The sequence below is a fragment of the Shewanella sp. NKUCC01_JLK genome, assembly GCF_019345615.1.
Lineage (GTDB): Bacteria > Pseudomonadota > Gammaproteobacteria > Enterobacterales > Shewanellaceae > Shewanella > Shewanella oncorhynchi.
The window spans coordinates 80,582-106,616 of the sequence record NZ_JAHKRD010000007.1; the positions used below are offsets into that span (position 1 = coordinate 80,582).

The window sequence follows — 26,035 nt, forward strand, 5'->3', positions numbered from 1 at the left end:
AATTCGCAATTGAATTTACACTTAAGCTTTTACATTTAAGCTCGGTTTACTACAGAAATTTGCACTCAGCTGGCGTTTGGGCTAAATTATACTGTAATTATATCCAGTGCTTGGTGTTTATATGATTCTCTATATCGCAGAAAAACCTAGCCTAGGGCGGGCCATTGCCGATGTATTGCCTAAACCCCATAAAAAAGGCGATGGATTTATCGAAGCCGCCAATGGCGATTGTGTGTCTTGGTGTGTCGGTCACTTGCTCGAGCAAGCAGAACCTGATGCCTATAATCCCGAATTTAAGTCTTGGAAATTCGAGCATTTGCCAATAGTGCCAGACAAGTGGCAACTAAAACCTAAGGCTGCGACCCGCAGCCAACTCACAGTGCTAAAACGATTAGTCAAACAAGCCAACACGCTGGTTAACGCGGGCGATCCCGACCGTGAAGGGCAGTTACTCGTGGATGAAGTGATTGCCTATCTTGGCGTGACGGGGGACAAGCTACATCAAACCCAGCGTTTACTGATCAGTGACTTAAACCCACAAGCTGTAAAACGGGCTCTAACGCAACTACGCAGTAATCGCGAGTTTATTCCTTTATCCACATCTGCCTTAGCCCGCAGTCGTGCCGATTGGCTCTATGGCATGAATATGACGCGTGCGTACACCATCCAAGGTAAAAAGGTCGGTTATCAAGGCGTGTTATCCGTCGGCCGAGTACAAACGCCATTGCTTGGGCTAGTGGTGCGCCGTGATGAAGAGATTGCTCACTTTCAATCTAAACCTTTTTATGAAGTACTGGCGCATTTGGCGACCGAGAAGCAAGAAACCTTCAGCGCCAAGTGGCAACCTAGCGAAGCTTGTCAGCCTTATATGGATGAAGAAGGACGAGTGTTAGCGAGAGGGCTAGCGCAAAATGTGGTGAGTCGCATCAGTGATAAACCCGCTTTAGTCACTCAATTAGTGGCTAAGGACAAGAAACAGAATCCACCATTGCCCTACAGCTTATCCGCGTTACAGATTGATGCGGCCAAACGGTTTGGTATGAGTGCTAAGGATGTGCTCGATACCTGCCAAAGTTTGTATGAACGTCATAAACTCATTACTTACCCACGCTCCGACAGTCGTTATTTACCCGTTGAGCAACATAACCTTGCGCCTTCGGTACTTAAGGCGATCAGTAGCGGTGCTGCTGAGTTATTGCAAGGTGCTGATGCACCCGATCCCCGTCTTAAATCTAAAGCATGGGATGATAAAAAAGTGGACGCCCATCACGCAATCGTCCCCACAGAGAAGACGGCTAACTTATCTAGCTTGAGTCAGCGTGAGAGGCAGTTATATCTTCATGTTGCTCGCCAGTACTTAGCCCAGTTTTATCCGGCTTATTGTTACAGTGAAACCACAGTGCAAGTGACAATCGAGGGTGGCTTATTTAATACCAAGGCGCGTCAGGATAAATCCCTCGGCTGGAAGCAACTCTTTGCCCGCCAAGAGCCAAATGGCAGTAAGGCGAGTGGCAACAAGTCGACGGAAGAAAGCGCAGGTAAGGACGATGAGGAGAATGACGAGTTTATCGGCCAATTACCGCCTTTGAAATTGGGACAGGCTTTGCATTGTACTCGAGGCGAATTGTTGGAGAAAAATACTCAACCACCAAAGGCCTTTACCGATGCCACTTTACTCGGAGCTATGACGGGTATTAGCCGTTATGTGACCGATCCTGAGATCCGTAAAATTCTTAAAGAAACCGACGGATTAGGTACAGAGGCTACCCGTGCAGGTATTATCGAATTGCTGTTCAAACGCGGTTTTTTACAACGCTTAGGTAAATCTATTGTCTCGACAGACGTGGGGAAAGGATTGATTAACAGCTTGCCCGCGAGTGCGACTACGCCGGATATGACAGCGCTTTGGGAAGCGAGTCTGAATGGCATTTGCCATAAAGAAACCTCTTATCAAGCCTTTATGCAGCCACTGCTCGGCACCTTATCCACGCTTATCCAGAATGCAGGCGCACAACTGCCAACCGCGCTTAATGGTTTACAAGGCCAAGGTTATCGTAAAACGGCAAGTAATAAATCTGGTTATCATAAGTCGTATTCTAAAAAATCAAGTTCAGCGAAAGGTATCGGTACAACAAAAAACGATGGTTCCAACAAATATGCTTCCCAAAAGACCAGTTCCAAAAGTTCGGTAACTCGATCAACCAGTCGTTCAGCTTCTAATAGCCGCAAATCTACAACAGCAGTGTAATGACACACTTGTTGCATATATGTCGTTATTGTCTTTTGATGTAATAACGACATTTAATTTATCTAACGGTATTTAACAACCGATAATCACGATATTTCGAGATTGCCTGATCCGTATCTAAAAAACACCTTGATTTTCAGCTTTTCCTCCCGGTGGCATATAACCTGCTTACTATTGATTGGGGAAAATAATATATCAAATAAATCATGTAATTATATGTGGTTTCGCTGAATTTAAAGGTAGATGAAATGAAAAAGACATTGCTCGCTTTGATGATCCCAAGCTTATTGTTAATGGGAACTGCTCAAGCCGTTGAGTTGTATAATGACCAAACTAACAGCGTTAACATGATAGGTTGGTTAGGTTTTGCCGCGTTAAATGATGGTCATGAAACTTCCGTTATAGATAATTTTTCTCGTGTTGGTTTTCGTTTCGACCGTCAAGAGAAAAATGGCTGGAGCTCCTTTGCCCATACGGAATGGGGTATCAATATGGTGACCAGTGATGACGGCCTTATATACACGCAAGGCCAAGGTGGCGGTCAGTTATCTGCATCTAAAAATTCAGATTTTTTATTCAATCGACTGGGTTATGTAGGGATGTCCCATGAGAAATGGGGAAAGATCAGTTTTGGTAAGCAATGGGGGGCTTACTATGATGTTGCTTACACAACCGATGTGCTCAATGCTTTTACGGGGTGGTCAGTGGGGGCCTATACCTTCGGTGACGGTGGTTTAACAGGGGCAGGACGTGCCGATGCTGCGCTGCAATATCGTAATACTTTTGGTAATCTAAATGTCGCAGTGCAGTATGCCTCTAAACAAAATAGCGATGTTGCCTTGTATGATGGCAGTGGTGCTCCCTTGAAAGATGGTTCCGAATTGAGTTTCGAACCTAGCTACGGTGCAAGTGTAACTTACAACTTTACTGATAAATTTAAAGTGCTAGCGGGATTTAATCGTGGTGATTTTACCGGAAATCTTGCAGGCCAAGAGGTTGATAACACTAACCAAATTATTGGGATTGGCGCCCAATACGGTAGTTTCTATCAATATGCTCCAGGTCGTGATGCTGACGGTTTATACGTAGGTTTTAACGCCCATAAGAGTGAGCAAAACGAATTAGTGGGGGGAGATTTATATGATTCAACTGGAGCAGAGTTTATTGTTGCTTATCAGTATGATAATGGTTTCGTTCCAACAGTATTACTGACATATCAAGATCTTGATACCGATGTAGATACTGCGATCCAAGGAAAATGGACACGCCAATTTGCAGTGTTAGGTCTGCATTATCGCTATAGCCGCGACACAATTATGTACGTTGAGGCCAAAATAGATTTCAGCAGTATGGATGATAAAGCCTATGAAGATCTACAAGATAACAACTATGCGGTGGGAATCCGTTATTTCTTCTAGATCCTATGGTTATCATTAATTTTTCAAAGGTCACTTATGTGACCTTTGTTATTTATGCACTTTGTTAACCGATGCTTTCTATTTTTGTTATAGCGCACTCGTTAGCCTTGAAAGATTATACAATCCCCAGTTTCTTCATTTTGCTGCGCAGGGTATTGGCATTGATGTCCAATAACTCAGCCGCACCTCCTGGACCATAGAGTTTTCCACCTGTAATCCTCAGTGCATGACTAATATATTTTCTGGTCATAACATCAAGGGGCACAAGTTTATCGCTCGCATAGTTTGGATCTATGATAACGGTTTGATTTGCTTGGGTCGTAATTTCCTCACCCTGATGTGGAGCAAGGAAGCCAAAATCTAACGGTCCTGAAGGTTGTTGTATTATCGCCCGTTCGAGCACGTTAATGAGTTCTCGGACATTTCCTGGCCAAGCGTATTGATTCAGAATATTCAATTGTTCCGGTGTAACTCTTGGTAATTGAGGCAGGTTGAACTTTGAACTCAGTTGCTCGATAAAATGCTGTACGAGTAAAGGAATGTCTGTACGTCTTTGTCTTAATGAAGGGATTTCAATAGGGAAAATAGCTAAGCGATACCAAAGATCTTCCCGAAACATTTCTCTGTGTACCATAGCTTGTAAATTTCTATGGGTGGCAGCCACTATACGAATATCCAGCTGTACAGCATCATGCCCACCCACACGGGTAATACTGCTATTTTGAAGCACACGGAGTAATCGAACCTGTGCGGATAGTGGTAGCTCACCAATTTCATCGAGGAAGATAGTGCCGCCATTGGCTTGTTCGAAGTAGCCAATTTTACGGGACTCAGCCCCAGTAAATGCCCCTTTTTCATAACCAAAGAGTTCGGAGTCAATCAAAGTATCTGGAATGGCGCCGCAGTTGACCTTGATAAAGGGCTTATCCGAACGTTCAGAAAGTTCGTGAATAGCATTAGCTATCACTTCTTTTCCACACCCCGTTTCACCCAGCATTAGGACGGTCGTATTAATCTTGGCAATAGATTGCACTTGCTGCATGACGTGTTTCAAGCCTGAATTGGCTCCCACTACGCCATTCTGGACATCCAGTGTTCTGCGAAGACTCACATTCTGCTTTGAGAGTGCTTCATTTTCTTTAAGTAAATTACGTCCGCGTAGATTTAGTGCAGTGATTAAGGCTAATGCATGCATATGCGGAGCAATTAAATCAGCATGACGAGGGCGAAAAACGCCTGTCGTTTTGGCATAAAATCCGACTATCCCAAGGTGGGTATTTTCGATAGACATTCTCAAAATGATCAGCGAACGAATACCACTGATCACCTTAGGCGCAACTAAAGCTGTGATTGGGTCGTGCTCAATATCATTAACAATTCTCACGCGTGGGCGTTGAGGATCATCTAAGCACTTAGCCAGTTCTTCAGGGATAGATATTTGCCTATCTAAGGTACATGATTGGTTAGCATTGACATGAGCAATAAATTGTATGTCATTAAATTGTTTGCGAAAAATATTAATAAATAGCCCATCAATAGGCAGTTCATCCCGAATAAACTCGAAGTAACTTTGCAGGGACTTTTCGAGTTGTAGGCTACTGCATAATCTCAGTGTCGATTCGTGATAAAAGTGTTTTTCCATTGATATTTCATGTTAATCATTAAGTATCGTGATTGTAGATCTTTATATTTCGTGATTCCGTGCCTCCAATCAAAGTTCCCCACTTAATTACCTCTTTTTAGGTGCTTGGCACAGCGCATGCACTTCCATGCAGACAAGTTCCAGCCATTATTGAAGGAAGTAAGCATGAGTAAAACTCAAGATATTGATACAGGCCGTCGGCAGTTGCTAAAAGGTGGGGCCGTGATGGCTGCTGGCTTTGGGGCTGCAATAGCCTTACCTGCAACAGCCAATTGTGGTGTTGCTCCTGAAGTATTTGATGAGATTGTGGATGTATTAGTTGTCGGCAGTGGCTTTGCTGGGATGTCTGCGGCATTACAAGCTAGAGAGGCTGGTGTGAGCGTTATGGTTGTGGACAAGATGCCAGTCTTTGGTGGTAATTCAACTATCAATGGCGGTGCCATGGCTGTGGCGGGCTCTGAGTTGCAAAAACAGGCTGGAATTAATGATTCTGTCGATGAAATGGTCGCCGATATGATGCGAGCAGGTCGGGGCATGAACGATGTTGAGATGTTAAAACTGGTGTGTAATGGCACGGCTGAATCCTGTCAGTGGTTGATTGAACATGGGGTTAAGTGGAAACCTTTTGTGCAGCATTTTGGTGGACACTCAATACAACGAGTCTTGCAAACCGTTGAAAGTTCAGGGGCAGGTATTATCAGACCGCTGATTAACGCCGCGAGAGATAAAGGCGTGGTGATGAGAAATCAGACCAAGCTCGAAAGCTTTGTGAAAGATCTCGATGGTCGCGTGATTGGGGTCGAAGTTCGTGAAGGTTTTTATTTCCCTAATGAGCGAACCGGTAAAATACGTCGCATAGGCGCGCGCCGTGGTGTTGTTATGGCAACGGGGGGCTTTGGTCGCGATATTGAATATCGCATGATGCAACTACCTGAGTTAAATAACGACTTAGATTCCACCAATCATGCTGGTGCAACTTCAGAAGCCCTAAAGCAAATGATGCTCTTAGGTGCTAACCCTATTCATTTAGACCAAATTCAACTCGGCCCATGGGCATCTCCCGATGAAAAAGGCTTTGGTACTGCATCCCAGTTCAACACGATTGCGACCTATCCCCACGGTATTGTGGTGGATGTGCGCACTGGTGAACGTTTTTTCAATGAACTTGCAGATCGTAAAGCGAGAGCTGACGCTATCATGACTCGCCGTGATGAACATGGTCAGCCTGTTTATCCTATTGGTTTCACTAATGCAGAAGGGGCTAGTAAGGCGCAAACCTTAGATTGGGGACTGAAATATAAGGTGATTAGTAAAGCAGAAACCTTAGACGAACTTGCTGCTATTTATGGTATGCCAGCCAAAGCACTAAAAGCTCAAGTCGCCCGTTGGAACGAAGCGGTAAAAAATGGTGTTGATAAAGAATTCGCACGTCCTCTGCAAGAAGCCATTGTGCTAGATAAAGGGCCTTGGTATGCCGTTCGTATGTGGCCAAAAGTTCACTATTGCATGGGCGGCGTTAAAGTGAATACCCGATCAGAAGTACTGCATTTAGTCACCTACCAAGCCATTCCAGGGCTGTATGCCGCAGGTGAAGCAACCGGAGGAATTCACGGTGCTAGCCGTTTAGGCGCTTGTGCTGTCGCAGAGGGCGTTGTTACTGGTCGCAACGCGGGCCGAAATTGTGCCGCGGCAAAGGCGGCGGTGCTTAAGCAAGCATAATTAGATTTTTATTAAAAATTACAATGTATTGGAGAATGGTAATGAATAAATCAGTGTTGATGGCATCGCTTACTTTAAGCCTACTCTCTGGGAGTGCTTTAGCGATGGAGCACGTTGTCCTCGATGGTAAACATTTAACGCAAGAACAAGCATGGGCAATCGCCGATGGCGCTAAAGTCAAGATTGCATCTCAAGCGAAAACCCAACTCGTTAAAGCTAATAGTTTGTTGATGGAAGCTGCTCGTTTAGGTAAGCCTGTTTATGGTCTTACTGTGGGCGTTGGTTTGAACAAAGATCACAAGTTATTTGATGCCAATGGCAAGTTAAGTGATGAAGTGCTTGAGGCATCACGTAACTTTAACTACAGCACTTTTCGAGCTCATAGTGCAGGAGTCGGTGACGCTGCACCGATTCGGTTAACTCGATTAGCCTTGGCGGTACGCTTAAATACTATGCTCGCGGGACAAACAGGGGTGCAACCTGTTGTGGCTGAACTCTATGAGGCATACCTTAACAAAGGGTTAACGCCAGTCATCCCCGCCCACGGTACTGTAGGTGAAGCGGATATTTTGCTCTCATCCCATGTCGGGTTAGCTATGGTGGGTGAGTGGGAAGTATTCTACAAAGGACAACGTGTTAGCAGTAAAGATGCTATGGCGGATGCCGGAATTACACCACTTGTGCCTATGGGGAAAGATGCACTATCAATTCTGTCTAACAATTCGTTTTCAGTTGCTTATGCGATGCAAGGTTACCGTGAGGCCAAGCAATTACTCTCTATCTCGCCAACGCTATTTGGTTTAAGCCTTGAGGGATTAAATGGTAACGTGGCGCCATTTTTACCACAAACCAATGATATTCGTCCTTTCCCTTATATTAAAGCCAGCACAAGTGACATTCTAAAACAGTTAGATGGCAGTTATTTATGGCAGCTTAATGATGAACGTCCTTTGCAGGACCCTCTCAGTTACCGAACGACAGCATACACGTTAGCCAGTGCTGAACAAGCGTTAGCAGAATTGAATGATGTGGTAAATATTCAAATAAATCATTCGGATGATAACCCTGCAGTTATTGTTGGCGCATCGAATGAGTATGCGAAGTTTCCACAGGTTGCTAAGTATATTGTCGAAGGGCAAGGTGGTGTGTTCCCAACCACGAACTTTGAACCTTTGCCTGTTACACTGGCAGTACAAAACTTGAGCGTGGCGTTGACGCATGTATCCCATAACAGTGTCATGCGCACTATCCACTTATCCGATGATCACTTTACTAAACTGCCACGCTTTTTAAGTGCTCCAGGTAATAATGGCCATGCTTTTGGCGCGATTCAAAAAGCTTTTGTAGATATGCAGGTTCGTAATAAACAGTTGGCGACCCCAGTGTCATTTGATGGGATTTCAATTGCGGGGGGAATTGAAGATACTTTCACTAACCTGAAGCTTGCTGCGGACAATTTGATCCAGATTGTTGACAACACACGTGTGATCTACGGTTTAGAGTTGCTGCATTCAAGTCAAGCGATTGATTTACGTAAGTTGGCCACTCCAGATCTTCATTTAGGTAAAGCGACCGAAGCCATGTACAAGGCTTACCGAGAAAAAGTGCCATTTGTTGCTCAAGATCGCCCATTCACGCCTGATATCCAAACTTCAACTGAATTTATCGCAAATTATTAATATGTTATGCGGGGCAGTATGCCCCGCTATAGGAAGAGTCTGATGTTAAAACCCTTATATACACTTTTACTTGGTTGCATGTTCATGCTGCCAATAACAACAAATGCGATGAATATTAAGGATTATCATAAGGATGTGATGACAAGTGAGAATGGTCAGGTCGACTGTACTGCCTGTCATGGTGATGTAAAGCGTAAGACCATACCTGATGCCGCAGTGTGCGCTAACTGCCATGGTTCTCCTCAGGATGTGGCTAAACTGACTAAGCGACCTGAAGACGCGGGGCATTCGGTCGAGCCCAATCCCCATGACAGTTTACATTACGGTTCTGATTTACCATGTACCTACTGTCATCAAGAACATAAAGAAAGCAAAGTTTATTGTAATCAATGTCATGAATTTACTTATCCTAAAATGAAGCGATAGTTTTAAGATTTTGTCACTTTGCTTTGTCGTCTATTTTATTGGGCAATGCACTCGCCGAAGGTGAGTGCATTTTTTGCAAAAAAAAGAGTAAACCAAAACGGTTTACTCATACGGAAATGGGTCGTTAAAGCTTGCCAAAATCACTCAACTGATGAGGAGCAGGCATATAATCTCAGCATTAACTTAATTAGCCCTTAAAGCTCATATTTATCTTAGGGTGTCGCCTCGGTTTAAGCTGATGAGCTTATCCAGTATGCGTTCTCCATCCATGCGGATGCCGTTATGTTCATATTCTGATGTTAACCAATACTTTAGCCTGCCAACTTGTTTTGTGGTTTCTAAACTGTATTGCATCTCTACAAACATATCTTCACTGTAAATGGCCGCTGCAACAGGGACTCGGTTTTGTGCCAGTTGCTCTAGATTGTAAAGTGTTGGCCAATCTGATTTATGGGCAAGGATTTCTGCCGCGGCTTTAAGCGGCACTAAGTGACTAAATTGGTCAAACATCCATGGGTATATCATCTCACCTGTGAATAAAAACGGTTTACCTTGTTGATAGTTAAAGACGGGGAATTGCTGTCTAACCCTGTGTGCCGACCATTGTGAAGCCGAGTGTTGACAGTAGATGGCTTCATGCAACAGGGCAAAAATAGGGTTAGTGTTGTAATCGAGCATTTGACCGAAATGATTTAAAAATAACGGGTTAACGACTGTCCCTGAAGCCGTGTTGATCAAGGCTTGTTCAAGCAAATAATAAACCGATTCAGGCCCTTGCTCCATTCCAATATTAATACCCAGCAGTTGCAACATTTCAACCGTGAGGCGTTCACCCGTTGCCAAATACACTTCATTTTCAAGCAAATGTTTTGCTAAGCGAGTGACGAGATGTTGAGCATCGTGGAAGCGTTGGAAAAATTGTTTATTCTTCGCCAGTACGCGTTGATAAGTCGCAAGATAGACGTCGTCGCTGCTACGGGTTAATGATGGTATGCCACCCGTAATATAGGCTTCGCTGACGCCTTGAGGGGCGGCGCTTAAATAATGTAACACGCAAAATCCCCCGAAACTTTGGCCGAGAATCGCCCACTTATCGGCGGGACAAAGCTGGGCACGAATCGTTTCGGCATCACGAATGATATTGTCAGCCCTGAAATGGCTTAGGTAATCCGCTTGAGCTGCGGGATCTAAATGTTGCAGGCTTTGGTAATTAATCGGTGTTGATAAGCCTGTACCACGTTGATCGAGTAATAACACTCGATATTCTTTTAATGCGCGGCGGATCCAGCCGCTGTTGCTGGCGGGACGCATGGCCGCAAATCCAGGGCCGCCTTGAAAAAATACGATATAAGGTAGTTTTTTATCTTTGTTTTCTGGGCTACAGAGTTCTCTGGCAAACACTTGGATTTGCTCTGCAATTGGATTTTGATAGTTGAGGGGTAAGGTAAAAGTGTGTTTCTTCGCCAGCACTCCGGCGAGAATAATATCGGGTTTCATCAAACAACCTTAATGGCAGAGGATCATGTTATTGTGATTGGCAGATTGTATACCCAAATAAGCTGAAGATGCAGCAACCTAGGCTACCTGAAACGCGTATCTTCAGCTAACTTGGGTATAGACAAAATAGTTTATGTCGTAAGCTAGGATTATTTGATTAGCTTTTGGTGAAGATCAATTTTTTGGATACAAATTTGAGCCATGATGAGTTTCTTAGCGTAATCTATCGCTTATGGATAACACGAGATTGAAGCTATGAAGTATCAGATTATTCCAGTGACACCTTTTCAGCAAAATTGCAGCTTGATCTGGTGTGAAAAAACCAAGTGTGCTGCGGTCGTGGATCCCGGCGGGAATATTGACAGGATCCAAAACGAAGTGGCGAAACTTGGACTCGTCCTCGAAAAAATCCTCCTTACCCATGGGCATATCGATCATGTCGGTGGTGCACAAGCCTTAGCGAAAGCCGCCAATGTGCCGATTATTGGCCCGCATATTGCCGATAAATTCTGGATTGATAACTTACCTAAGCAAAGCCAAAATTTTGGTTTTCCCCATTGCGATGCCTTTGAACCGGATCAATATCTGCAGGATGGCGATATTGTTAAAGTGGGCGAGCAAAGTTTATCTGTGCTGCATTGCCCTGGGCATACGCCGGGACACATTGCACTTTTCTCTGCCCAATCTAAGTTGGCGTGGGTGGGGGATATTTTGTTTCGAAGTTCTATCGGCCGCACCGATTTCCCCCAATCAAATCATCAGGATTTAATTCACTCGATCACCGAAAAACTGTGGCCCTTAGGCGCCGAGGTTGAATTTATTCCTGGGCATGGTCCTATGTCGACTTTTGGTGAAGAGCGCGAGCATAACCCCTTTGTCGCGGACCAACTTTTACTGTAATTGAGACGCCATTCAGCATTGCTTGATTTGTGAGCGATAATCACTCGCAAATCAAATGATTATTTCAGCTAATAAACCAACCTTTTTTATGTTTTCTGTTTTTCCTTCTAGACTTAAAGCAGTTCTTCCGTCTACTGGGGTAAGTATGAAAACAAAAACAATGATGAGCGTGGTCTTTTCGACCATAGTCGCGAGTGCCGTGATTTCTGCGGTATTGAGCTTCAATGTTAAGTCTAAAATCGATCTCTTTAATGATGCGGCTAGCGTCCGATATCAGTCCTATCAAGTTGCCGATGAGTTAAGACAAAGTTCCGATGACCTAACGCGTCTCGCTCGAACTTACGCTGTTACGGGTGATGAAAAATACGAAAAAATGTATATGGATATTTTGGCTATCCGTAATGGTGAGAAGTCTAGACCTGAAAAATATCACCAGATTTACTGGGATTTGGTGTTGAGTTATGGCGATAAGCCAAAGCCCGACGGTGCTAGCATTGCGATAAACACGCAAATGAAGTCCCTCGGTTTTTCTGATGAAGAATTCCGTTACCTTGAACAAGCTCAGCAAAACTCAGATGCGTTAGTCGCCCTCGAAGTGAAAGCCATGAATGCCGTCAAAGGTATTTTTATGGACCCCAACACCCAAACTTACACGATCAAAGGTGAGCCTAACTTAACTATGGCGAGGGAGTTATTACATAGCGACCAATACCACAGAGAAAAAGCTAAGATCATGCAGCCGATTGATGAGTTTTTTACAGCATTGGATAAACGTACCGATGGTGATGTGAATAACCGACTCGACTCCCTGCATGCTGCATTAAACTGGTCCCAACTGGTGTTATTTATCGTGATTTTAGCCGCCGTTGGCGGATTTATTATCGTTAAAAGCAGGATTGTGACTCCCTTAGTGCAGACCTGTGTTGAATTGCTCGATATTCAGCGCTCTAAAAATCTTGCGCGGCGGATCTCTGTTACGACTCAGGGGGAAATTGGCGAAATCGTTAATCAAATCAACTTGTTTATATCCTCCCTTGCCAGTTCATTATCGACGACGGATGGCATTGCAAAAGAGGTGGCTGATTTAGCTAAGCAAACTAAAGCATCAATTCAAATTTCGCGTGAAAGCTCAAATCGGGTGGCGAGAGAACTGGATGCCAGCGCCAGTGCGATGGAAGAAATGACCACGACCTTAGTGCATGTGAGTGAGAGCACTTCGAATGCTGAAAGCCGCGCCGCCGAAAATGAAACGCATGTCACTGTAGGTAAACAGACAGTATCGGAAGCGTTGAAAGCCATGTCGGTATTAGAAACTGAGTTTAGGAATACTCAAGACTCTATGTCACATCTAGTGAACGAAAGTACCCAAGTCAGCAATGTGTTGAGTGTGATTAAGGCAATTGCTGAGCAAACGAATTTGCTGGCACTGAATGCCGCGATTGAAGCCGCACGGGCCGGTGAGCAAGGACGAGGCTTCGCTGTGGTAGCTGATGAGGTTCGATCATTAGCCCAGCGCACTCAAGATTCCACCAAGGAAATCGATGATATTGTCGCAAGCCTTCAAAGCCGTACCAATCAAGTGGGTACATCTGTGACTCAAGCGGCGACGCTAATGCAAAAGGCAGGGGTAGAACTGCAACGTATCGTGGCAGTATTTGAGGATATTCGCCATAGTACGGAAGCGATTCATGGGATCAATACTCAGGTTGCCGCTTCAACCGAAGAACAATCCTTGGTTTCTAAAGAAATCGCTTCGAGCATGATGGTGATCCGCGATAATTCCCGTGAAGTATCACAGATTATCGAACAGATTGAATCGACATCCATTAGTCTAGACAACCAATCCCAGATACTGCGCACTAAGGCGGGCGAATACCAGTTTTAGATGAAATGTGGTTGATTCGCGAACAAACGCCACTCAGACATGGACGTCAATTCTTCCTCTTTAACTTCCCCTGAACATATTTTATGCTTCAACACTTTTTGAAATCTATTACTCCTTTCAATACGCACACGCCTTTGCTAACTTGGTTGTCCATATGTTTAATGCGAGCGTTTGACGAAGCGGTTTTATTTGCTGATAAAACTTGCGTCAAGCTTTGATGACAAATAGACGTCGATAGCTGCGTTATTAACAGTGATAGTTTCAATAGCGATAAGCGCATTAAATTTTTTAAATCTCCCTAACCCAATGGAGTCCTTGCGGATGGATCACCAAATCGAAGATTTACTAGAGCATTGGCTACCGCTGGCAGATGACGCTTGGGTGCTTGCGGTGATCACCCAAATTCAAGGTTCGGCCTATCGTAAACCCGGTGCCATGATGTTGTTCCATGAGTTTGGTCAAGGCGTAGGTATGTTAAGTGGCGGCTGTTTAGAAGCCGATTTACGCCGTCATGCTCAAAATGCCATGCAGACTAAGCAAGTCATGTGCGTCACCTATGATGCAAGCGATGAGTCCGATGCCAGCTATCGACTCGGTTGTGGTGGCATAGTAGATATCATGTTGATCCCTCTGCTAAAAGAGAATCATGATCTTGGCTTAGTTGAGCTAGTGCAGGCATTTCGCCACGGTCGGTCGGGTTTTTACCAATTGCCTTTAGTCAAAGCGGGGACGGATGCACGCCAGTATCACGCTGCGTTTTATTCTGAGGAGTTGACGCCATTCCCCGCCAGCGATTTTGTACGCACGGGCGTTTTCACCCAAGACGCGGGAGAATCACTGATTATTCCCTTGAGACCAAGATTCCATCTTGGGATCTTTGGCGGTGGTATCGATGCTAAGCCCGTTGCCGCCATGGCCCACACTTTAGGTTGGCAAGTGACTGTTTTCGATGGTCGTACCGCCTATGCCAGAGCGGCGGATTTCCCCCATGCCCATATAGTGAAACTGACCGCGGGGGAATTAACCGCGAATCATATCGCTCAATTGGATTGCGCCGTGGTGATGAACCATAACTTGGGCTTAGATGCTGCGGCATTAAAGGTTATTCAAGCGCATCCGCTAGCCTATATCGCCTTGCTTGGTCCCGCCCATCGACGGGATAAAGTGCTTGGAATGGCAGGGCTCAGTACTGAATCTTTTTCTGGGGTATTTTCTGCTCCCGCAGGGCTTGCCCTTGGCGGCGAGTTACCGAGTGCCGTGGCGTTAAGTATTTTGGCCCAGTGCCACGGCGTGCTCCATGGCGCAACCTTAAAACATCTCGATGAGATAATGCGTTGATGACATTGCCGCCAGTACAAAAGCCTTCTGTACTAATGTCTACAGCGCCAAAGTCGGCAGCGCTAACGTTGACAGAGAAAACGCCACTTTCATCCAAGCGCCTGCTGATTGTGGTACTTGCGGCGGGTGAGAGTAAGCGCTTTGATGGGGTAAAGTTAGCGCAACTTCTACCATCACATAGCGCTACGGAAATTCGCGAACAAACCATCATTAACACTCATGTTGAGCGTTTACAGCAGCTTAGTTGCCAAGATTTAGGTTTGGATCGCAAAGACACTCATTCGCTCCAGCATACGCCTTTGTTAATCATACTCGGTGCTCATCAGTACATATTGCAGCCATTATTAGTCGAGCTTCATTCCCGCCAACCCTTTGATATTTTAGTTAATCCACAGTGGCAAACAGGCTTGGCATCCTCAGTGAGTTTGGCGGCAAGCTATGCCAAAGAGCAGGGCTTTGATGCCATGCTGCTGACATTGGCAGACCAAGTGGCCTTGAGTGCAGACGATTATCGACAACTGATTTGGACATGGCATGAAACCGGTAAAGACGTTGCCGCCCATTATTTGGATGATTTAGGCGTACCAGCTATTTTTAATGCCTCTACATTACCGCAGTTCACTCACTTGAGTGGTGATCGCGGGGCGAAATCGATTCTAAAACAACAAGCACAGCGGGGAGCGTTAGTCGCTATAACACTACCCCGCGCCGCAATTGATATTGATACCCAAGCCGATCTTGCGTCGTGGTTGGCACTTAAGGAGTGAGTTATGGCAGAAGTATTATCAACCACTGCAGTTATCAAGGAAGCCAGTACCGCCGCTTCCACCCAAACACTTTTCATCAACGGTAAATCATTTACCTTAGATGCCGATCCTAAAATGCCAATCCTGTGGGCGTTACGGGATATTTTAGGGCTCACGGGCACTAAATATGGTTGTGGTGCAGGGCTATGCGGTGCTTGCACTGTGCATTTAGACGGCCAACCTGTGCGCGCCTGTTTAACCAGTTTGGGGCAGGCACAAGGAAAACGTCTGACAACAATTGAAGGGCTGGATAATCAAAAGCTTAAAAATGCATGGGCCGAACATAACGTGCCCCAGTGCGGCTATTGCCAAGCGGGACAACTGATGTCGGCTGCGGCGTTAGTGGCGCAGCATCCGAAACCTTCTGAAGCACAAATCAACTCGGCCATGTCGGGTAATATCTGCCGCTGCGGCACCTATCCTAGGATCAAAGCCGCACTGCAAAACTATGCCAAACAGGAGGGCTAATATGAGTACTTTTACTGCCGTAGAAAATATCAGCCGCCGCGACGTGTTAAAACTGTTTAGCGCAGTGGGGGGCGGATTAGCATTAGGGGCGAGTGGACTAACTTGGAGCCCTATGGCGCTGGCGCAGGATAAAGAAGCGCGGCTGAATCTGTTTATTGCCATTGGTGAAGACGACAAAGTGTACCTCACTTGCCATCGCTCCGAGATGGGACAGGGGATCAGAACCGGCATTCTGCAAGTCTTAGCCGAAGAGTTAGACGCGGATTGGGATAAAATCGTCCCTATTCAAGGCTTAGCCGATAAACGTTATGCCAGCCAAAACACTGACGGTAGCCGCAGTATTCGCGAAAATTACGACCGTATGCGCCAGATGGGGGCGATGGCAAGAACCATGCTAGAGCAAGCCGCCGCTGCGCGCTGGAAAGTCCCCGTGAGCGAGGTGCATACCGCCGACCATAAAGTGTTGCATGCAAAATCGGGCCGCTCGGCCAAGTTCGGCGAGTTAGCGTTAGCCGCATCAGAGCAACCCGTACCTGCCGTTGAGTCATTAACCTTTAAAGAGGTTAAAGATTTCAAGCAGATTGGCGCATCACGCCAAATCGTTGATATGGATGCCATGTTAAGCGGCAGCGCGATTTATGGTTACGATATCAAACGCGACGGCATGCTTTACGCCAGCATAATACGCCCACCGGTGCTCGGGAGCGATGTGGCAAGCTTGGACGATACCGCAGCGCGTAAAGTGTCCGGGGTAGTGGATGTGTATCGTTTGCCAGCCGCTAAGGGCGCACCCGCTTTTCAGGCTTTGGGCGGCGTTGCTGTCATCGCCACAAACACTTGGAGTGCCCTTGAAGGGCGCAAAGCTTTAAAAGTCACTTGGACTCAGGCCGACAACAGTCAGCATGATTCAAGTCTCTATTTGAAAGAGTTGGTCGAGCGGGTACAGCAAAGCGGTAATGTTGTGCGCCAAGTTGGTGATGAGATCAAAAACTGGCACGAAGCGAATACGTTAAAGGCGGTTTATACCGTGCCTTATTTAATCCATTCCTCTATTGAGCCGCCCGTTGCAACTGCCCATGTGACTGGAAAGGGCTGTGAAATCTGGGCATCGACCCAAACGCCGCAAAGTACACAGCAAAATGTGGCCGCTGCGTTGGGTATGGAAGAAGATGCGATTAAAGTGAATGTCACCCTATTGGGTGGTGGTTTTGGGCGTAAATCTAAACCTGATTTTAGTGTTGAAGCCGCGCTGTTATCGAAGCAATTCAAGTGTCCAATTAAGGTGAGTTGGAGCCGCGAAGATGAAATTCAAAACGGTTATTACCATGCTATCAGCGCCCAGTCCTATCAGGCGCTGTTTGATGCCAGCAACAAACCGACCGCGCTTTTAGCCCGTACGGGATTCCCATCGATCAGTTCAACCTTTGCTGAAGGGGTGGAATATCCCTCTGGCGGTGAGTTGGATTTAGGCTTTGTGGATGTGCCCTTTGCTTTGCCAAATTTAAGATACGAAGCGGTAAAAGCGCAGGCGCATAGCCGTATTGGTTGGATGCGCTCTGTGTGTAACATTCAGCACGGTTTTAGTGTCGGCAGTTTTGTCGATGAAATGGCTCATCGTTCTCAGGTTTCTTGCCCTGCAATGTGGCGTAGCCTGTTAGGTGAAGCAAGGCGTGAGACCTTTACCGACCAACAGTTTAAATATGGCAACTATGGCGAAGATCTTGATCGTCATCCCGTGGACGTCAGTCGCTATTTTGGGGTAATCGACGCGGTCGAAAAAGCCCAAGCTAAGGCGCCCAAGGCGGGTGAAAATCAGGGCTGGGGTTTTGCTGTACACCGCAGTTTTGTGAGTTACGTCGCTGTGGCTATGTTGGTGGAAGTGAGTGAGGATAAACAGCTTAAAGTGCTTAATGCCATCGCAGCCATAGATGCGGGCACGATAGTTAACCCTGATAGGGTAAAAGCACAGACAGAAGGTGCGATTGTATTTGGCTTGAGTTTAGCCTTGATGGGGGAAATCACTTACAAAGAGGGCAAGGTGCAGCAATCGAATTTCCACGATTATCCTTTGCTGCGACTTCCCCAAACTCCCGATATGGAGATCATCATTATTGAGTCTGATGCTGCGCCAGCGGGCGTGGGTGAGCCGGGTGTGCCGCCCGTTGCCCCGAGTTTAACCAATGCGATTTTTGCGGCGACGGGGCAGAGGATCCGCGATCTTCCCGTGAATAAACTATTGCGAGTGTAAGTGTCGGCAAGAGGGTTAACTGAAAGCCGTTTGAACAAAAAAGCGCCTAATAAGCGCTTTTTTCGTTTTTTTACCACAAAAAAATTGCTTGTTAGCGATTTTACGGGCATTAATGCCGAAAATTAGCAATAGATCAGGTTTTTGTTACCAAAATAGAGGTAATTTAACCAATATGTTTACCCAAGCCACCTCAAAATACACATTTTAGAGCGCCCAAGGGTATTAAACTTCCGTGAATAGAATTACTAAAGGGGTCATCCATGGAAAATCGTTGGCAAGTCGCTATTTCTGCCGGCCTATTGGCGGCTATTTGGTGTGGCGTCGCAGATGCTTTTCATCTGGTCACTTGGATCGGCTTTTTAGGTTGTAGCACTTTTTTTGCTCAACCTAAGGCTGGCTTTCAGGGCGTGATGATGGCGTGGTGCACAAACCTGTCCGGTGTATTTTGGGCTTGGCTCATTATCTCGGGTAGCAGCTTTTTTATTTCGCCCGTATTTGGGTATATTTTTACCGGCATAGCCACTTCGGCCATGTGTTTACAGGCAAGTTATCAAAAGCTTAGCTTTATTCCCGGCGCATTTATTGGCTGTTGCACTACCTTTGCTATGGCGGGTGATGTGGCCAATGTCGTGCCGTCGTTGATCATTGGTGGCTTATTAGGTTTTAGCATGAGCCTGTTAACGGGGCAGTTGGTTACTCTGACACAAAAGTGGTCTGCCGCCACACGTAACCAAGTTGCTAGCGCGGATTAGCATAATACCTGCTCAGATCTTATGACTGACATAGTTGTCGTGGCAATCTGAGCTATACTGCTGATTTAGTGCCAAATAGCATTTTGTTCTTAGGAATTATCAAGATGAAACAAATCCAGTTTCGTACCATTGATGCCATATTGATCAAGTTCAGTCTCAACGGAAAGTTTTGGGTAGTGTGTTCTATGGTGGCGCTGATCACGGCCGCCGTGGCACTTGTCAACTATCAACATGCGCACCGTAACCTTGAGCAGGCCTCTATCGCTCGGGTTCAAGCTAGCGTCGATACCTTAGCGCAAGTTGCAACGGCGCAAAAGCTACAAGCTGACGCCTTATCTCAATTTGCCAGTCAATACGGGTTAACTGTAACTTCAAAGCAAAGTGACGCGCAGCGTCAAGGGGATAAAGTGACGGCCAGCGCTAGTGTGTCAGGCCAAGCCTTACAACTGACGCAGAATGTCCACGAGTGGGAAGCCGATGCGCGTAGCGATGCTAACTTTATGTTCTGGTTAGCATTAGTGGGCTTGTTGCCTTTATTCCAACTGAGTTACTGGATTTCGACTTCACTCGGTGGTGGATTATGGGACATGTACTTAGCCATCAAACGCTTAGCCGATGGTGATTTGAGCTTTAGATTAAACTTCTTTGGTACTGACGATTTCAGTTTGATTGCCCGCGAAATCGATCGCTGCGCCGACAATATGAGTGAAATGGTGTCAGCCATTGGCAAAAATGCACAGACCTTATCATTGGCATCCGATGAATTTAATCAACAGGCGGCCACCAGTGATAAACTGATTGGGTTCCAACATCAATTCCTCGATTCCGTTGCCGTGGCGATGGCGCAAATGACCTCAGCGATTGAAGAAGTCTCTGTTAATGCAAGTAATACTTCGTTGCAAACCAAGGAAAATTCAACCCAAATGTTGGCCAGTCGTGGGCGTATTAGCCACACAGTGGAAAGCATTGGCTTACTTTCAACTAAGATTGGTACGGCGTTTTCATCGGTGGAACAATTGTCTAAGGATGCGGCGAGTATTGATGCTGTAGTCACAACCATTAACAGTATTTCCCAGCAAACCAATTTGTTAGCCTTAAATGCGGCCATTGAAGCGGCCCGTGCCGGTGAGCAAGGTCGTGGCTTTGCTGTGGTAGCCGATGAAGTGCGTACCTTAGCGGGTCGAACTCAACAGGCCACGGTAGAAATTCAGGCCATGATTGAAGGTTTACAATCTGGCACGACTCGTTTATCGAGCATTACCATGGAGATAGTCGATCAGGCCGATGAAGGTCGCAGTGCGATTATCGCCGTCGGTGATGATGTTCAAGGCATGGCGCAATCGGTCAATGCGGTATTTGATATGAGCAGCCAAATTGCCGCCTCGGCGGAAGAGCAGAGTGTCGCCGCTCGCGACATTGCCGGACAATTGAATGAAATCCGCCATCAGTCGGAAACTATCAAACAAACAGCCCAGCGCAGTGTGACCTTAGCCAATGATCTGCACCATGCCTCGGTCGAGTTAGATGGCATTTTAAAGCAGTACCGCACGAGTTAATGTGTCACCTTTAATGTGAGTCGTCGGTATGGGGTGTTGAGCAATAACGCCCGATACTGAGTCTCATGTTAAGTAGTAACGTATCATCCGACAATGGCGGAAATCTTAGATTTCCGCCATTTTAATTTGGAAGTACCCAAAGAACTATTTAGTTATATTGCCCCATTCCGTTCTATCAGCGTGACATTATCTAACAGCGTGACATTATCTAAATTGACGGTCATAGATTTCAGGGGAGAAAGTTATGTCTGAAAATGTCCTTTTTGCGGAGGGTATTTCACTGTGGTTGGCGGTGGAAATCTGTGTTTTGTAAAAATAGAATTTGGGGAAATTGATGGTTTCTATATGGCTGATTGTGTTAACCTTTATCGGAAATATTTAAGAAAAATATCAAGCAATTTTAAATTTTTTGTTGATGATAAACGTTCACCAGAGTATCATTTTTTCGCCTCTGTCAATTAAAATTGGCTTGGGACGCCGCTTAACGTTAGGCAACAATAATTATGAATAACGATCCATTTCGAAACCCGACAGATACCGAAATAGCTAGCGCAGAAAGCAAACTGGGCATCAGTTTTCATGACGACTACCGATCATTTTTGAAGTCTGGCAGCGATGTTGCAAACGCTACCTTTGAGCCTGCGGTAATTTTACCCGGCTCTGGCCATCTTGATATCTTTGACATTGCTGAAACAGCCTGGAATGTCATGGGTCTTCCAAGAGACCTTTTGCCATTCATCGAGGATAATGGCGACTATTTCTGCATAGCAAAGACGGGTGAGATAATTTATTGGTCTCACAACGGCAGCACTATGGAAGAATGGCCGAATCTTTCTGCATGGCACAAGCAGGTTTGTGTAGACCTTGAGTAACTGTGATAGCCTAAATAGTGGTTCAAATCGTTCGCTCCGCTCTCAGTGATGGGTTAAAGCCTGCCCCTTAGCCAAACGTTAACCCATACAAGCATTTAAAGCGGGACTGCTAACAGTTTGCTCGACTTCGCTTCGCTACACAATTTTAGCAAACGATTATCAGCCCCTTAAATGGGCGTTAAGCATTATGAGCAAATATCGAGATAAATTCGAATATCCGGAAAATCCAGCAAGTGCTGAAGACATTCAGGCTCTTGAGAAATGGTTAGGAACAGATCTTCCGAGTGAGTATAAGAAGTTCTTGCTTGAAACTAATGGGGCAGAAACTCCGATTGGCGTGCAAGAACCAGATGACTCAGTTGTGCTCTGGAGCGCTAAAGAGATATCCGAATTAACAGAAGCCTATTGCTACGAGCAATACTTGCCTGGGTTGGTTGCTATTGGTTCAGATGGTGGGGGAGAGTCAATTGTCTTCGATACCACACATAATATAAGTTCAGAAGACTGGCCAGTTTATAGGGTACCTTTCGGCGATTTAACGAAAGAGTCTATGGTATTGTTGGCGGAAAATTTCAATGAGTGGGTTTCCAGTGGTTATTCGCTCAAGTTCTAAAATGTTTAACAAGGCCAGTCAATCTGACCTCCGTAAACTGTCTTCTTTTTTGCAAAAAGACGTAAAAAAGCTTCCAACTCACTCCGGCAGTTGCTGGCGGCGTTATGTTTAAAGCGGTAGAAATTAGAAAGAGGGCATCAATATGTCAGGAGAGCGAATATCGGGTGATGGAGAACGAGAACGATGTCCTGTACATGGGCATACGAGAAGGCTATCTAGCAAAGAAATTAATGAGATTAAGCACGCTGTAGAAGTTGCTAACTCACAAGCTAAACGTAAGGGCGTTACACCTAAAGATCCTCAAATTGGTCTTTTCAGTTGTAAATGTAATTGCTTCTATGTGAAAGTTGAATAATGGTCAATCAATATGTTGATAGTATTATTAGAATTCGAACATAACAAATTGCTGCATCTGACATTTTTCCGTTCCTTCTTTTTTGTTTGATAACACAAAAGCTTCTACTCCAAAAATGCAGCTGAGCAAGGCGTTACACCATAGAAATTTCTATGCGAAATTCACCTGTTATAGCTGATGACCTAATACGCTTTTGTCCCAAAGCATGCTACCTATTTCTTTAAAAACAAACAGGTTTCGCCAATGCTAAACAGGTGAGCCTTGGTGATTTGCGAGACTACCTTCCGCCCCATGGCCGCTCTTTGGCGTCCATGCCATCGCGGCATTTGTGAATCCTTTCACATCAGATGGGGCGGTCGAGCATCCACGGATGGACTGGCTGCGAGTCGACGAGCAAATACCATGGCAAGCATGTGTGAGTGGATATCAGCAAACGCTAAACTCCCCACAACTAAAATTATTGGTCCCCAAACACTCGTCTTCAAGACATATCTGTCCAAAAGTGAATTACGTTCAGTTTCAAACCTGACTCATTGACTATTCATCGAACGACAAAGATAAAATATGTTTCGCCCATAAAAAAACATCGACCTAAGCCGATGTTTTATGTCTACTAAGATGATCGAACGTTAGCGGGTTAAGCCTCTTTGAACGTGCTCCAGATGGGCGCGTGATCTGAGGGTTTATCTATGCCGCGCAGATCGTAATCGACGTCGGATTCGACTAAACGTGCTGCCAGTGAAGGCGTTGCTAAAATCACATCAATTCGCAGGCCGCGGTTGTCATCGAACCCTTTGCTGCGGTAATCGAACCAAGAATAACGTTCGATGCGCTCTGGGTGTAATTGACGGAAAGTGTCGATTAAGCCCCAGTCTTGTAAGGTTTTTAACCACTCACGTTCTTCCGGTTGGAAGCTACATTTGCCGGTTTTCAACCAACGCTTACGATTGACTTCACCTATGCCTATGTCTAAATCGGTCGGCGAAATATTGATGTCACCTATGATGGCGATATCTTCATCGTTGCTGTGATTTGTCTGCAAGTAGTGCATTAAATCCTGATAAAACTTACGTTTAGCAGGATATTTTGTTGGGTGGTCTATGCTTTCGCCCTGGGGGAAATAGCCGTTGAACACAGTCAATGGACGACCATTCGCTTGGGTAAATGTGCCGATAATCATGCGGCGCTGGGCATCTTCATCATCGCTTGGAAAACCCTTTTGCAGTTTTTCTGGTGCGATTTTAGACAGCATGGCAACACCATAGTGAGCTTTACCGCCGTGGTAATGCACTTGATATCCCATAGCTTCGACTTCGGCTAATGGAAACGCCTCATCGTGCACTTTGGTTTCTTGCAGGCCGATAATGTCGGGCTGGTGGCTATCGATTAAGGCTTGCAATTGATGCAAGCGTGCCCGCAGACCATTGATGTTAAAGGACACTATTTTCATTAAGGCAGGACTCGTTTAAAGGGTTTAACCACAACACTTTGGTAAACGCCCGCTTCGATATAGGGATCGGCATCGGCCCAGTGTTTTGCTGCCACTAAGGATTCAAAATCTGCGACAACCAGTGAACCACTAAAGCCTGCATCACCAGGGTTTTCACTGTCGATGGCTGGGTGTGGGCCAGCGATCAGTAAACGACCTTCATCGGCGAGGGCTTGTAGGCGAGCTAAATGGGCTGGGCGTGCGGCTAAACGTTTTTCTAAACTATTCTCAAAATCTTGAGCTGAAATCATATACCACATTATTTGAGTTCCTTGCGTTGATCTTCGGGAAGGTGTTTATAAAGATAAAATACGGTCAGGACAGTATTAATTAAGGTTAAAGCGGTTAAACCAAACACTTTAAAATTGACCCAAGTTTCTAATGGCAAACTAAAGGCGACATAAATATTGACTAGGCCACAAGCGGCGAAAAAGATCACCCAATACCAAGTTACGCGAGCCCAAATTTTGTCGTCTACTTGCATTTCTTTGCCTAACATCGACTTTAATATCGATTTATTGAGCAATTGACTGACACCTAAGGCGATGGCAAACAAACTATAGATAATGGTCACTTTCCACTTGATAAAAGAATCATCGTGAAACACTAAAGTGAGTGTGCCAAACACTGTCACCATAGCAAAGGTGATTAAGTGCATCTTTTCAAGTTTCTTATATAGCGCATAGGTCACGATCAATTGAAGCGCGGTGGCTGCGATCAATGCGCCGCTGGCGATATAAATATCGAAAAATTTATAAACGGCAAAAAAGATGACGAGGGGCAGGAAATCAAGCAGTTGTTTCATAAATAATCATGTTAAAGAGACATGGGCTTGAGTGTAGCATGTGCAACATAAGGGCAAAAGCACCATGGGCCTAGGATTGCGATCTTGCCCATTAAATGGGTTTAATGGGCAAGTTAGACTTGTGCCTGTTTGGTTGCGTTTGTCTTAGCGTTAGGACGACTTAGTAGTGGGCAATCGTGGCATTGGCCGGTGTTGGCGAGTTGATACCTTAGGCAGCAAGTACGGCGAATGCATTGGATGTTCGTGCTGCCTTCTTTGGGTTCAACAATCAAATTGATGCTGTTATACAGTGGATTTTGGGTGCCATCAAAAAAGGTCGTTCTGCGAAACAGAGCTTGCTTAAGTTGCTGACTTTGTTGCTGAGATAATCCCAACTCTCCTAGATACCAGTGGATCAGATAGCCTAAGTGACTCCAATATAATTTAGCGGGCACGGGGCTCAAAGTGAGTAGGCGCTCAACACTCGGTTGCAGTAAGTTTAAGATAAAGCCTTGTAGGGCGAGTTCTCTATCAACTGGCGGCTTATATGAAGTTAATGACGAGTGTACCTCAATGTCTATCTTGTTACTTGGCTTAGTGTTTATTTGGGAAAGTGGTTCGATGCCGTGGTGTTTTTTAAAGGTCAAAGCGGTATTTGGCTGGCGCTTTGCGATGTTAAATTCAAATTTTGCCACTCGGCCACTGGCGTGTAGCTGCATAAACACGGACTGTGGCTGCCAGTGAATAGGCTCGAAATCGGCTTTTTTTGCGTTAAAAATCCACTCCATCACAGGCGGAACTAAAAGGCCAAAATACCATTGACCCCAAAGTGAATGCAGCGCTTTGCGAGTGTCTTTTCTACTGGCCGTAGCGCTTTTACTGACTAAGGCGCTTTTACTGGCGAAAGCGTGCGCTCGGCTGTTTGCAGCTGTTTTAGTCGCCTCGGTTTCAGCTTCAGTTACAGTTTCAGTTTCACTCTGAGTTTCTGCGCTAGGGTGTGCGATGGCAAAACGTGCAATGAGTTTTTGATAAGTATCGGCGCAGCTCCATTCATCAAAACTGAACCCAGTAGGGGACTGCGTTGCGCGAAGGTGCTCGCCATAGAAGGGTGCCCGTTGATGTAACAGCTGATTGAGTGACAAAATAGTTTGATTCAACGCGTTGTGGCTTGGCGCTGTATCGCACAATGTTTGCAGTCTGGTGTCTCTCCGTTGGCTTGCCATAGTGACTCCTTAATGGCTGTGATTGATTGCCGCGGTTATCGATAAGTCCATGTAAATGATTACCTTGTGAGCCCAAGATTTGGGCTCACAAGGTTTTTCGAACGATCTCAATATAAA

General features: G+C 45.5%; 21 protein-coding genes. 15 read left to right on the forward strand and 6 right to left on the reverse strand.

Annotation, left to right across the window (positions count from 1 at the left end):
- Positions 1–121: 121 nt before the first annotated feature.
- Both KO537_RS09100 and KO537_RS09105 read left to right on the forward strand, forming a co-directional pair.
- Positions 122–2,248 (forward strand): DNA topoisomerase III, encoded by a 2,127-nt coding sequence (locus tag KO537_RS09100; protein WP_219234296.1) that lies wholly within the window; start codon positions 122–124, stop codon positions 2,246–2,248.
- Positions 2,249–2,496: 248 nt separating this feature from the next.
- A complete protein-coding gene (locus KO537_RS09105) occupies positions 2,497–3,666 on the forward strand; it encodes a porin (RefSeq protein ID WP_198572785.1) in 1,170 nt (389 codons plus the stop codon).
- Positions 3,667–3,781: 115 nt separating this feature from the next.
- On the opposite strand, the gene KO537_RS09110 is transcribed toward KO537_RS09105, so the two are convergent.
- Entirely contained in the window at positions 3,782–5,308 is a 1,527-nt protein-coding gene (locus tag KO537_RS09110; protein WP_028761024.1) for a sigma-54 dependent transcriptional regulator, read from the reverse strand.
- A 165-nt stretch (positions 5,309–5,473) separates the two neighbouring features.
- On the opposite strand from KO537_RS09110, the gene KO537_RS09115 reads away from it, so the two are divergent.
- Genes KO537_RS09115 through KO537_RS09125 form a run of 3 tightly spaced genes read left to right on the forward strand, consistent with a single transcriptional unit; the run spans position 5,474 to position 9,132 of the window.
- Complete coding sequence (locus KO537_RS09115; RefSeq protein ID WP_173244074.1) at positions 5,474–7,027, forward strand: flavocytochrome c; 1,554 nt, start codon at positions 5,474–5,476, stop codon at positions 7,025–7,027.
- Positions 7,028–7,068: 41 nt separating this feature from the next.
- Entirely contained in the window at positions 7,069–8,706 is a 1,638-nt protein-coding gene (locus KO537_RS09120; protein ID WP_173244077.1) for an aromatic amino acid ammonia-lyase, read from the forward strand.
- A gap of 42 nt (positions 8,707–8,748) precedes the next feature.
- Entirely contained in the window at positions 8,749–9,132 is a 384-nt protein-coding gene (locus KO537_RS09125; RefSeq protein ID WP_173244080.1) for a cytochrome c3 family protein, read from the forward strand.
- 207 nt (positions 9,133–9,339) lie between these two features.
- On the opposite strand, the gene KO537_RS09130 is transcribed toward KO537_RS09125, so the two are convergent.
- Entirely contained in the window at positions 9,340–10,629 is a 1,290-nt protein-coding gene (locus KO537_RS09130) for an alpha/beta fold hydrolase (RefSeq protein ID WP_173244083.1), read from the reverse strand.
- Positions 10,630–10,884: 255 nt separating this feature from the next.
- On the opposite strand from KO537_RS09130, the gene KO537_RS09135 reads away from it, so the two are divergent.
- The 10 genes from KO537_RS09135 to KO537_RS09180 all read left to right on the forward strand — a co-directional run bounded on the left by KO537_RS09135 (position 10,885) and on the right by KO537_RS09180 (position 22,067).
- Positions 10,885–11,529, forward strand: coding sequence for an MBL fold metallo-hydrolase (locus KO537_RS09135; RefSeq protein ID WP_173244087.1), 645 nt, complete (start codon positions 10,885–10,887; stop codon positions 11,527–11,529).
- Between the two features lie 145 nt (positions 11,530–11,674).
- The gene (locus KO537_RS09140) at positions 11,675–13,414 is read left to right on the forward strand and encodes a methyl-accepting chemotaxis protein (protein ID WP_028761018.1); all 1,740 of its coding nucleotides are present in this window, start codon (positions 11,675–11,677) and stop codon (positions 13,412–13,414) included.
- A gap of 321 nt (positions 13,415–13,735) precedes the next feature.
- Positions 13,736–14,752: an XdhC/CoxI family protein gene (locus KO537_RS09145; RefSeq protein WP_028761017.1), complete on the forward strand. Its 1,017-nt coding sequence runs from the start codon at positions 13,736–13,738 to the stop codon at positions 14,750–14,752.
- Positions 14,753–14,787: 35 nt separating this feature from the next.
- Positions 14,788–15,519, forward strand: a complete 732-nt coding sequence (locus tag KO537_RS09150) for a nucleotidyltransferase family protein (RefSeq protein WP_173248602.1) — start codon at positions 14,788–14,790, stop codon at positions 15,517–15,519.
- A gap of 3 nt (positions 15,520–15,522) precedes the next feature.
- Entirely contained in the window at positions 15,523–16,026 is a 504-nt protein-coding gene (locus KO537_RS09155; RefSeq protein WP_028761015.1) for a (2Fe-2S)-binding protein, read from the forward strand.
- A gap of 1 nt (position 16,027) precedes the next feature.
- A complete protein-coding gene (locus KO537_RS09160; protein ID WP_173244090.1) occupies positions 16,028–18,274 on the forward strand; it encodes a molybdopterin cofactor-binding domain-containing protein in 2,247 nt (748 codons plus the stop codon).
- A gap of 260 nt (positions 18,275–18,534) precedes the next feature.
- The gene (locus tag KO537_RS09165) at positions 18,535–19,026 is read left to right on the forward strand and encodes a DUF1097 domain-containing protein (protein WP_028761013.1); all 492 of its coding nucleotides are present in this window, start codon (positions 18,535–18,537) and stop codon (positions 19,024–19,026) included.
- Positions 19,027–19,130: 104 nt separating this feature from the next.
- On the forward strand, positions 19,131–20,582 hold the full coding sequence (locus KO537_RS09170) for a methyl-accepting chemotaxis protein (protein WP_219234297.1): 1,452 nt from the start codon (positions 19,131–19,133) through the stop codon (positions 20,580–20,582).
- Between the two features lie 503 nt (positions 20,583–21,085).
- Positions 21,086–21,454, forward strand: coding sequence for an SMI1/KNR4 family protein (locus KO537_RS09175; protein ID WP_168824216.1), 369 nt, complete (start codon positions 21,086–21,088; stop codon positions 21,452–21,454).
- A 187-nt stretch (positions 21,455–21,641) separates the two neighbouring features.
- Positions 21,642–22,067, forward strand: a complete 426-nt coding sequence (locus KO537_RS09180) for an SMI1/KNR4 family protein (RefSeq protein ID WP_105252108.1) — start codon at positions 21,642–21,644, stop codon at positions 22,065–22,067.
- A gap of 992 nt (positions 22,068–23,059) precedes the next feature.
- Here KO537_RS09180 and xthA read toward each other — a convergent pair.
- From xthA to fhuF, 4 genes are all read right to left on the reverse strand, one after another.
- Positions 23,060–23,872 (reverse strand): exodeoxyribonuclease III, encoded by an 813-nt coding sequence (xthA, locus tag KO537_RS09185; RefSeq protein WP_168824214.1) that lies wholly within the window; start codon positions 23,870–23,872, stop codon positions 23,060–23,062.
- Positions 23,872–24,171: a YciI family protein gene (locus tag KO537_RS09190; RefSeq protein ID WP_028761008.1), complete on the reverse strand. Its 300-nt coding sequence runs from the start codon at positions 24,169–24,171 to the stop codon at positions 23,872–23,874. The genes xthA and KO537_RS09190 overlap by 1 nt, the downstream gene beginning before the upstream one ends.
- A complete protein-coding gene (locus KO537_RS09195) occupies positions 24,171–24,716 on the reverse strand; it encodes a septation protein A (RefSeq protein WP_028761007.1) in 546 nt (181 codons plus the stop codon). Before KO537_RS09195 ends, KO537_RS09190 begins: the two co-directional genes overlap by 1 nt.
- A 113-nt stretch (positions 24,717–24,829) precedes the next feature.
- Positions 24,830–25,918 (reverse strand): siderophore-iron reductase FhuF, encoded by a 1,089-nt coding sequence (gene fhuF, locus KO537_RS09200; RefSeq protein ID WP_219234298.1) that lies wholly within the window; start codon positions 25,916–25,918, stop codon positions 24,830–24,832.
- Between the last annotated feature and the right edge of the window lie 117 nt (positions 25,919–26,035).

Bases quoted from the DNA above. Each gene is read 5' to 3' on its own strand.
- KO537_RS09140 (WP_028761018.1), top strand. From the start codon at position 11,675: ATGAAAACAAAAACAATGATGAGCGTGGTCTTTTCGACCATAGTCGCG.
- KO537_RS09120 (WP_173244077.1), top strand. From the start codon at position 7,069: ATGAATAAATCAGTGTTGATGGCATCGCTTACTTTAAGCCTACTCTCT.
- KO537_RS09135 (WP_173244087.1), top strand. From the start codon at position 10,885: ATGAAGTATCAGATTATTCCAGTGACACCTTTTCAGCAAAATTGCAGC.
- KO537_RS09145 (WP_028761017.1), top strand. From the start codon at position 13,736: ATGGATCACCAAATCGAAGATTTACTAGAGCATTGGCTACCGCTGGCA.
- KO537_RS09115 (WP_173244074.1), top strand. From the start codon at position 5,474: ATGAGTAAAACTCAAGATATTGATACAGGCCGTCGGCAGTTGCTAAAA.
- fhuF (WP_219234298.1), bottom strand. From the start codon at position 25,918: ATGGCAAGCCAACGGAGAGACACCAGACTGCAAACATTGTGCGATACA.
- KO537_RS09180 (WP_105252108.1), top strand. From the start codon at position 21,642: ATGAGCAAATATCGAGATAAATTCGAATATCCGGAAAATCCAGCAAGT.
- KO537_RS09130 (WP_173244083.1), bottom strand. From the start codon at position 10,629: ATGAAACCCGATATTATTCTCGCCGGAGTGCTGGCGAAGAAACACACT.
- KO537_RS09190 (WP_028761008.1), bottom strand. From the start codon at position 24,171: ATGTGGTATATGATTTCAGCTCAAGATTTTGAGAATAGTTTAGAAAAA.
- KO537_RS09125 (WP_173244080.1), top strand. From the start codon at position 8,749: ATGTTAAAACCCTTATATACACTTTTACTTGGTTGCATGTTCATGCTG.
- KO537_RS09155 (WP_028761015.1), top strand. From the start codon at position 15,523: ATGGCAGAAGTATTATCAACCACTGCAGTTATCAAGGAAGCCAGTACC.
- KO537_RS09150 (WP_173248602.1), top strand. From the start codon at position 14,788: ATGTCTACAGCGCCAAAGTCGGCAGCGCTAACGTTGACAGAGAAAACG.
- KO537_RS09110 (WP_028761024.1), bottom strand. From the start codon at position 5,308: ATGGAAAAACACTTTTATCACGAATCGACACTGAGATTATGCAGTAGC.
- KO537_RS09170 (WP_219234297.1), top strand. From the start codon at position 19,131: ATGAAACAAATCCAGTTTCGTACCATTGATGCCATATTGATCAAGTTC.
- KO537_RS09195 (WP_028761007.1), bottom strand. From the start codon at position 24,716: ATGAAACAACTGCTTGATTTCCTGCCCCTCGTCATCTTTTTTGCCGTT.
- xthA (WP_168824214.1), bottom strand. From the start codon at position 23,872: ATGAAAATAGTGTCCTTTAACATCAATGGTCTGCGGGCACGCTTGCAT.
- KO537_RS09175 (WP_168824216.1), top strand. From the start codon at position 21,086: ATGAATAACGATCCATTTCGAAACCCGACAGATACCGAAATAGCTAGC.
- KO537_RS09160 (WP_173244090.1), top strand. From the start codon at position 16,028: ATGAGTACTTTTACTGCCGTAGAAAATATCAGCCGCCGCGACGTGTTA.
- KO537_RS09100 (WP_219234296.1), top strand. From the start codon at position 122: ATGATTCTCTATATCGCAGAAAAACCTAGCCTAGGGCGGGCCATTGCC.
- KO537_RS09105 (WP_198572785.1), top strand. From the start codon at position 2,497: ATGAAAAAGACATTGCTCGCTTTGATGATCCCAAGCTTATTGTTAATG.
- KO537_RS09165 (WP_028761013.1), top strand. From the start codon at position 18,535: ATGGAAAATCGTTGGCAAGTCGCTATTTCTGCCGGCCTATTGGCGGCT.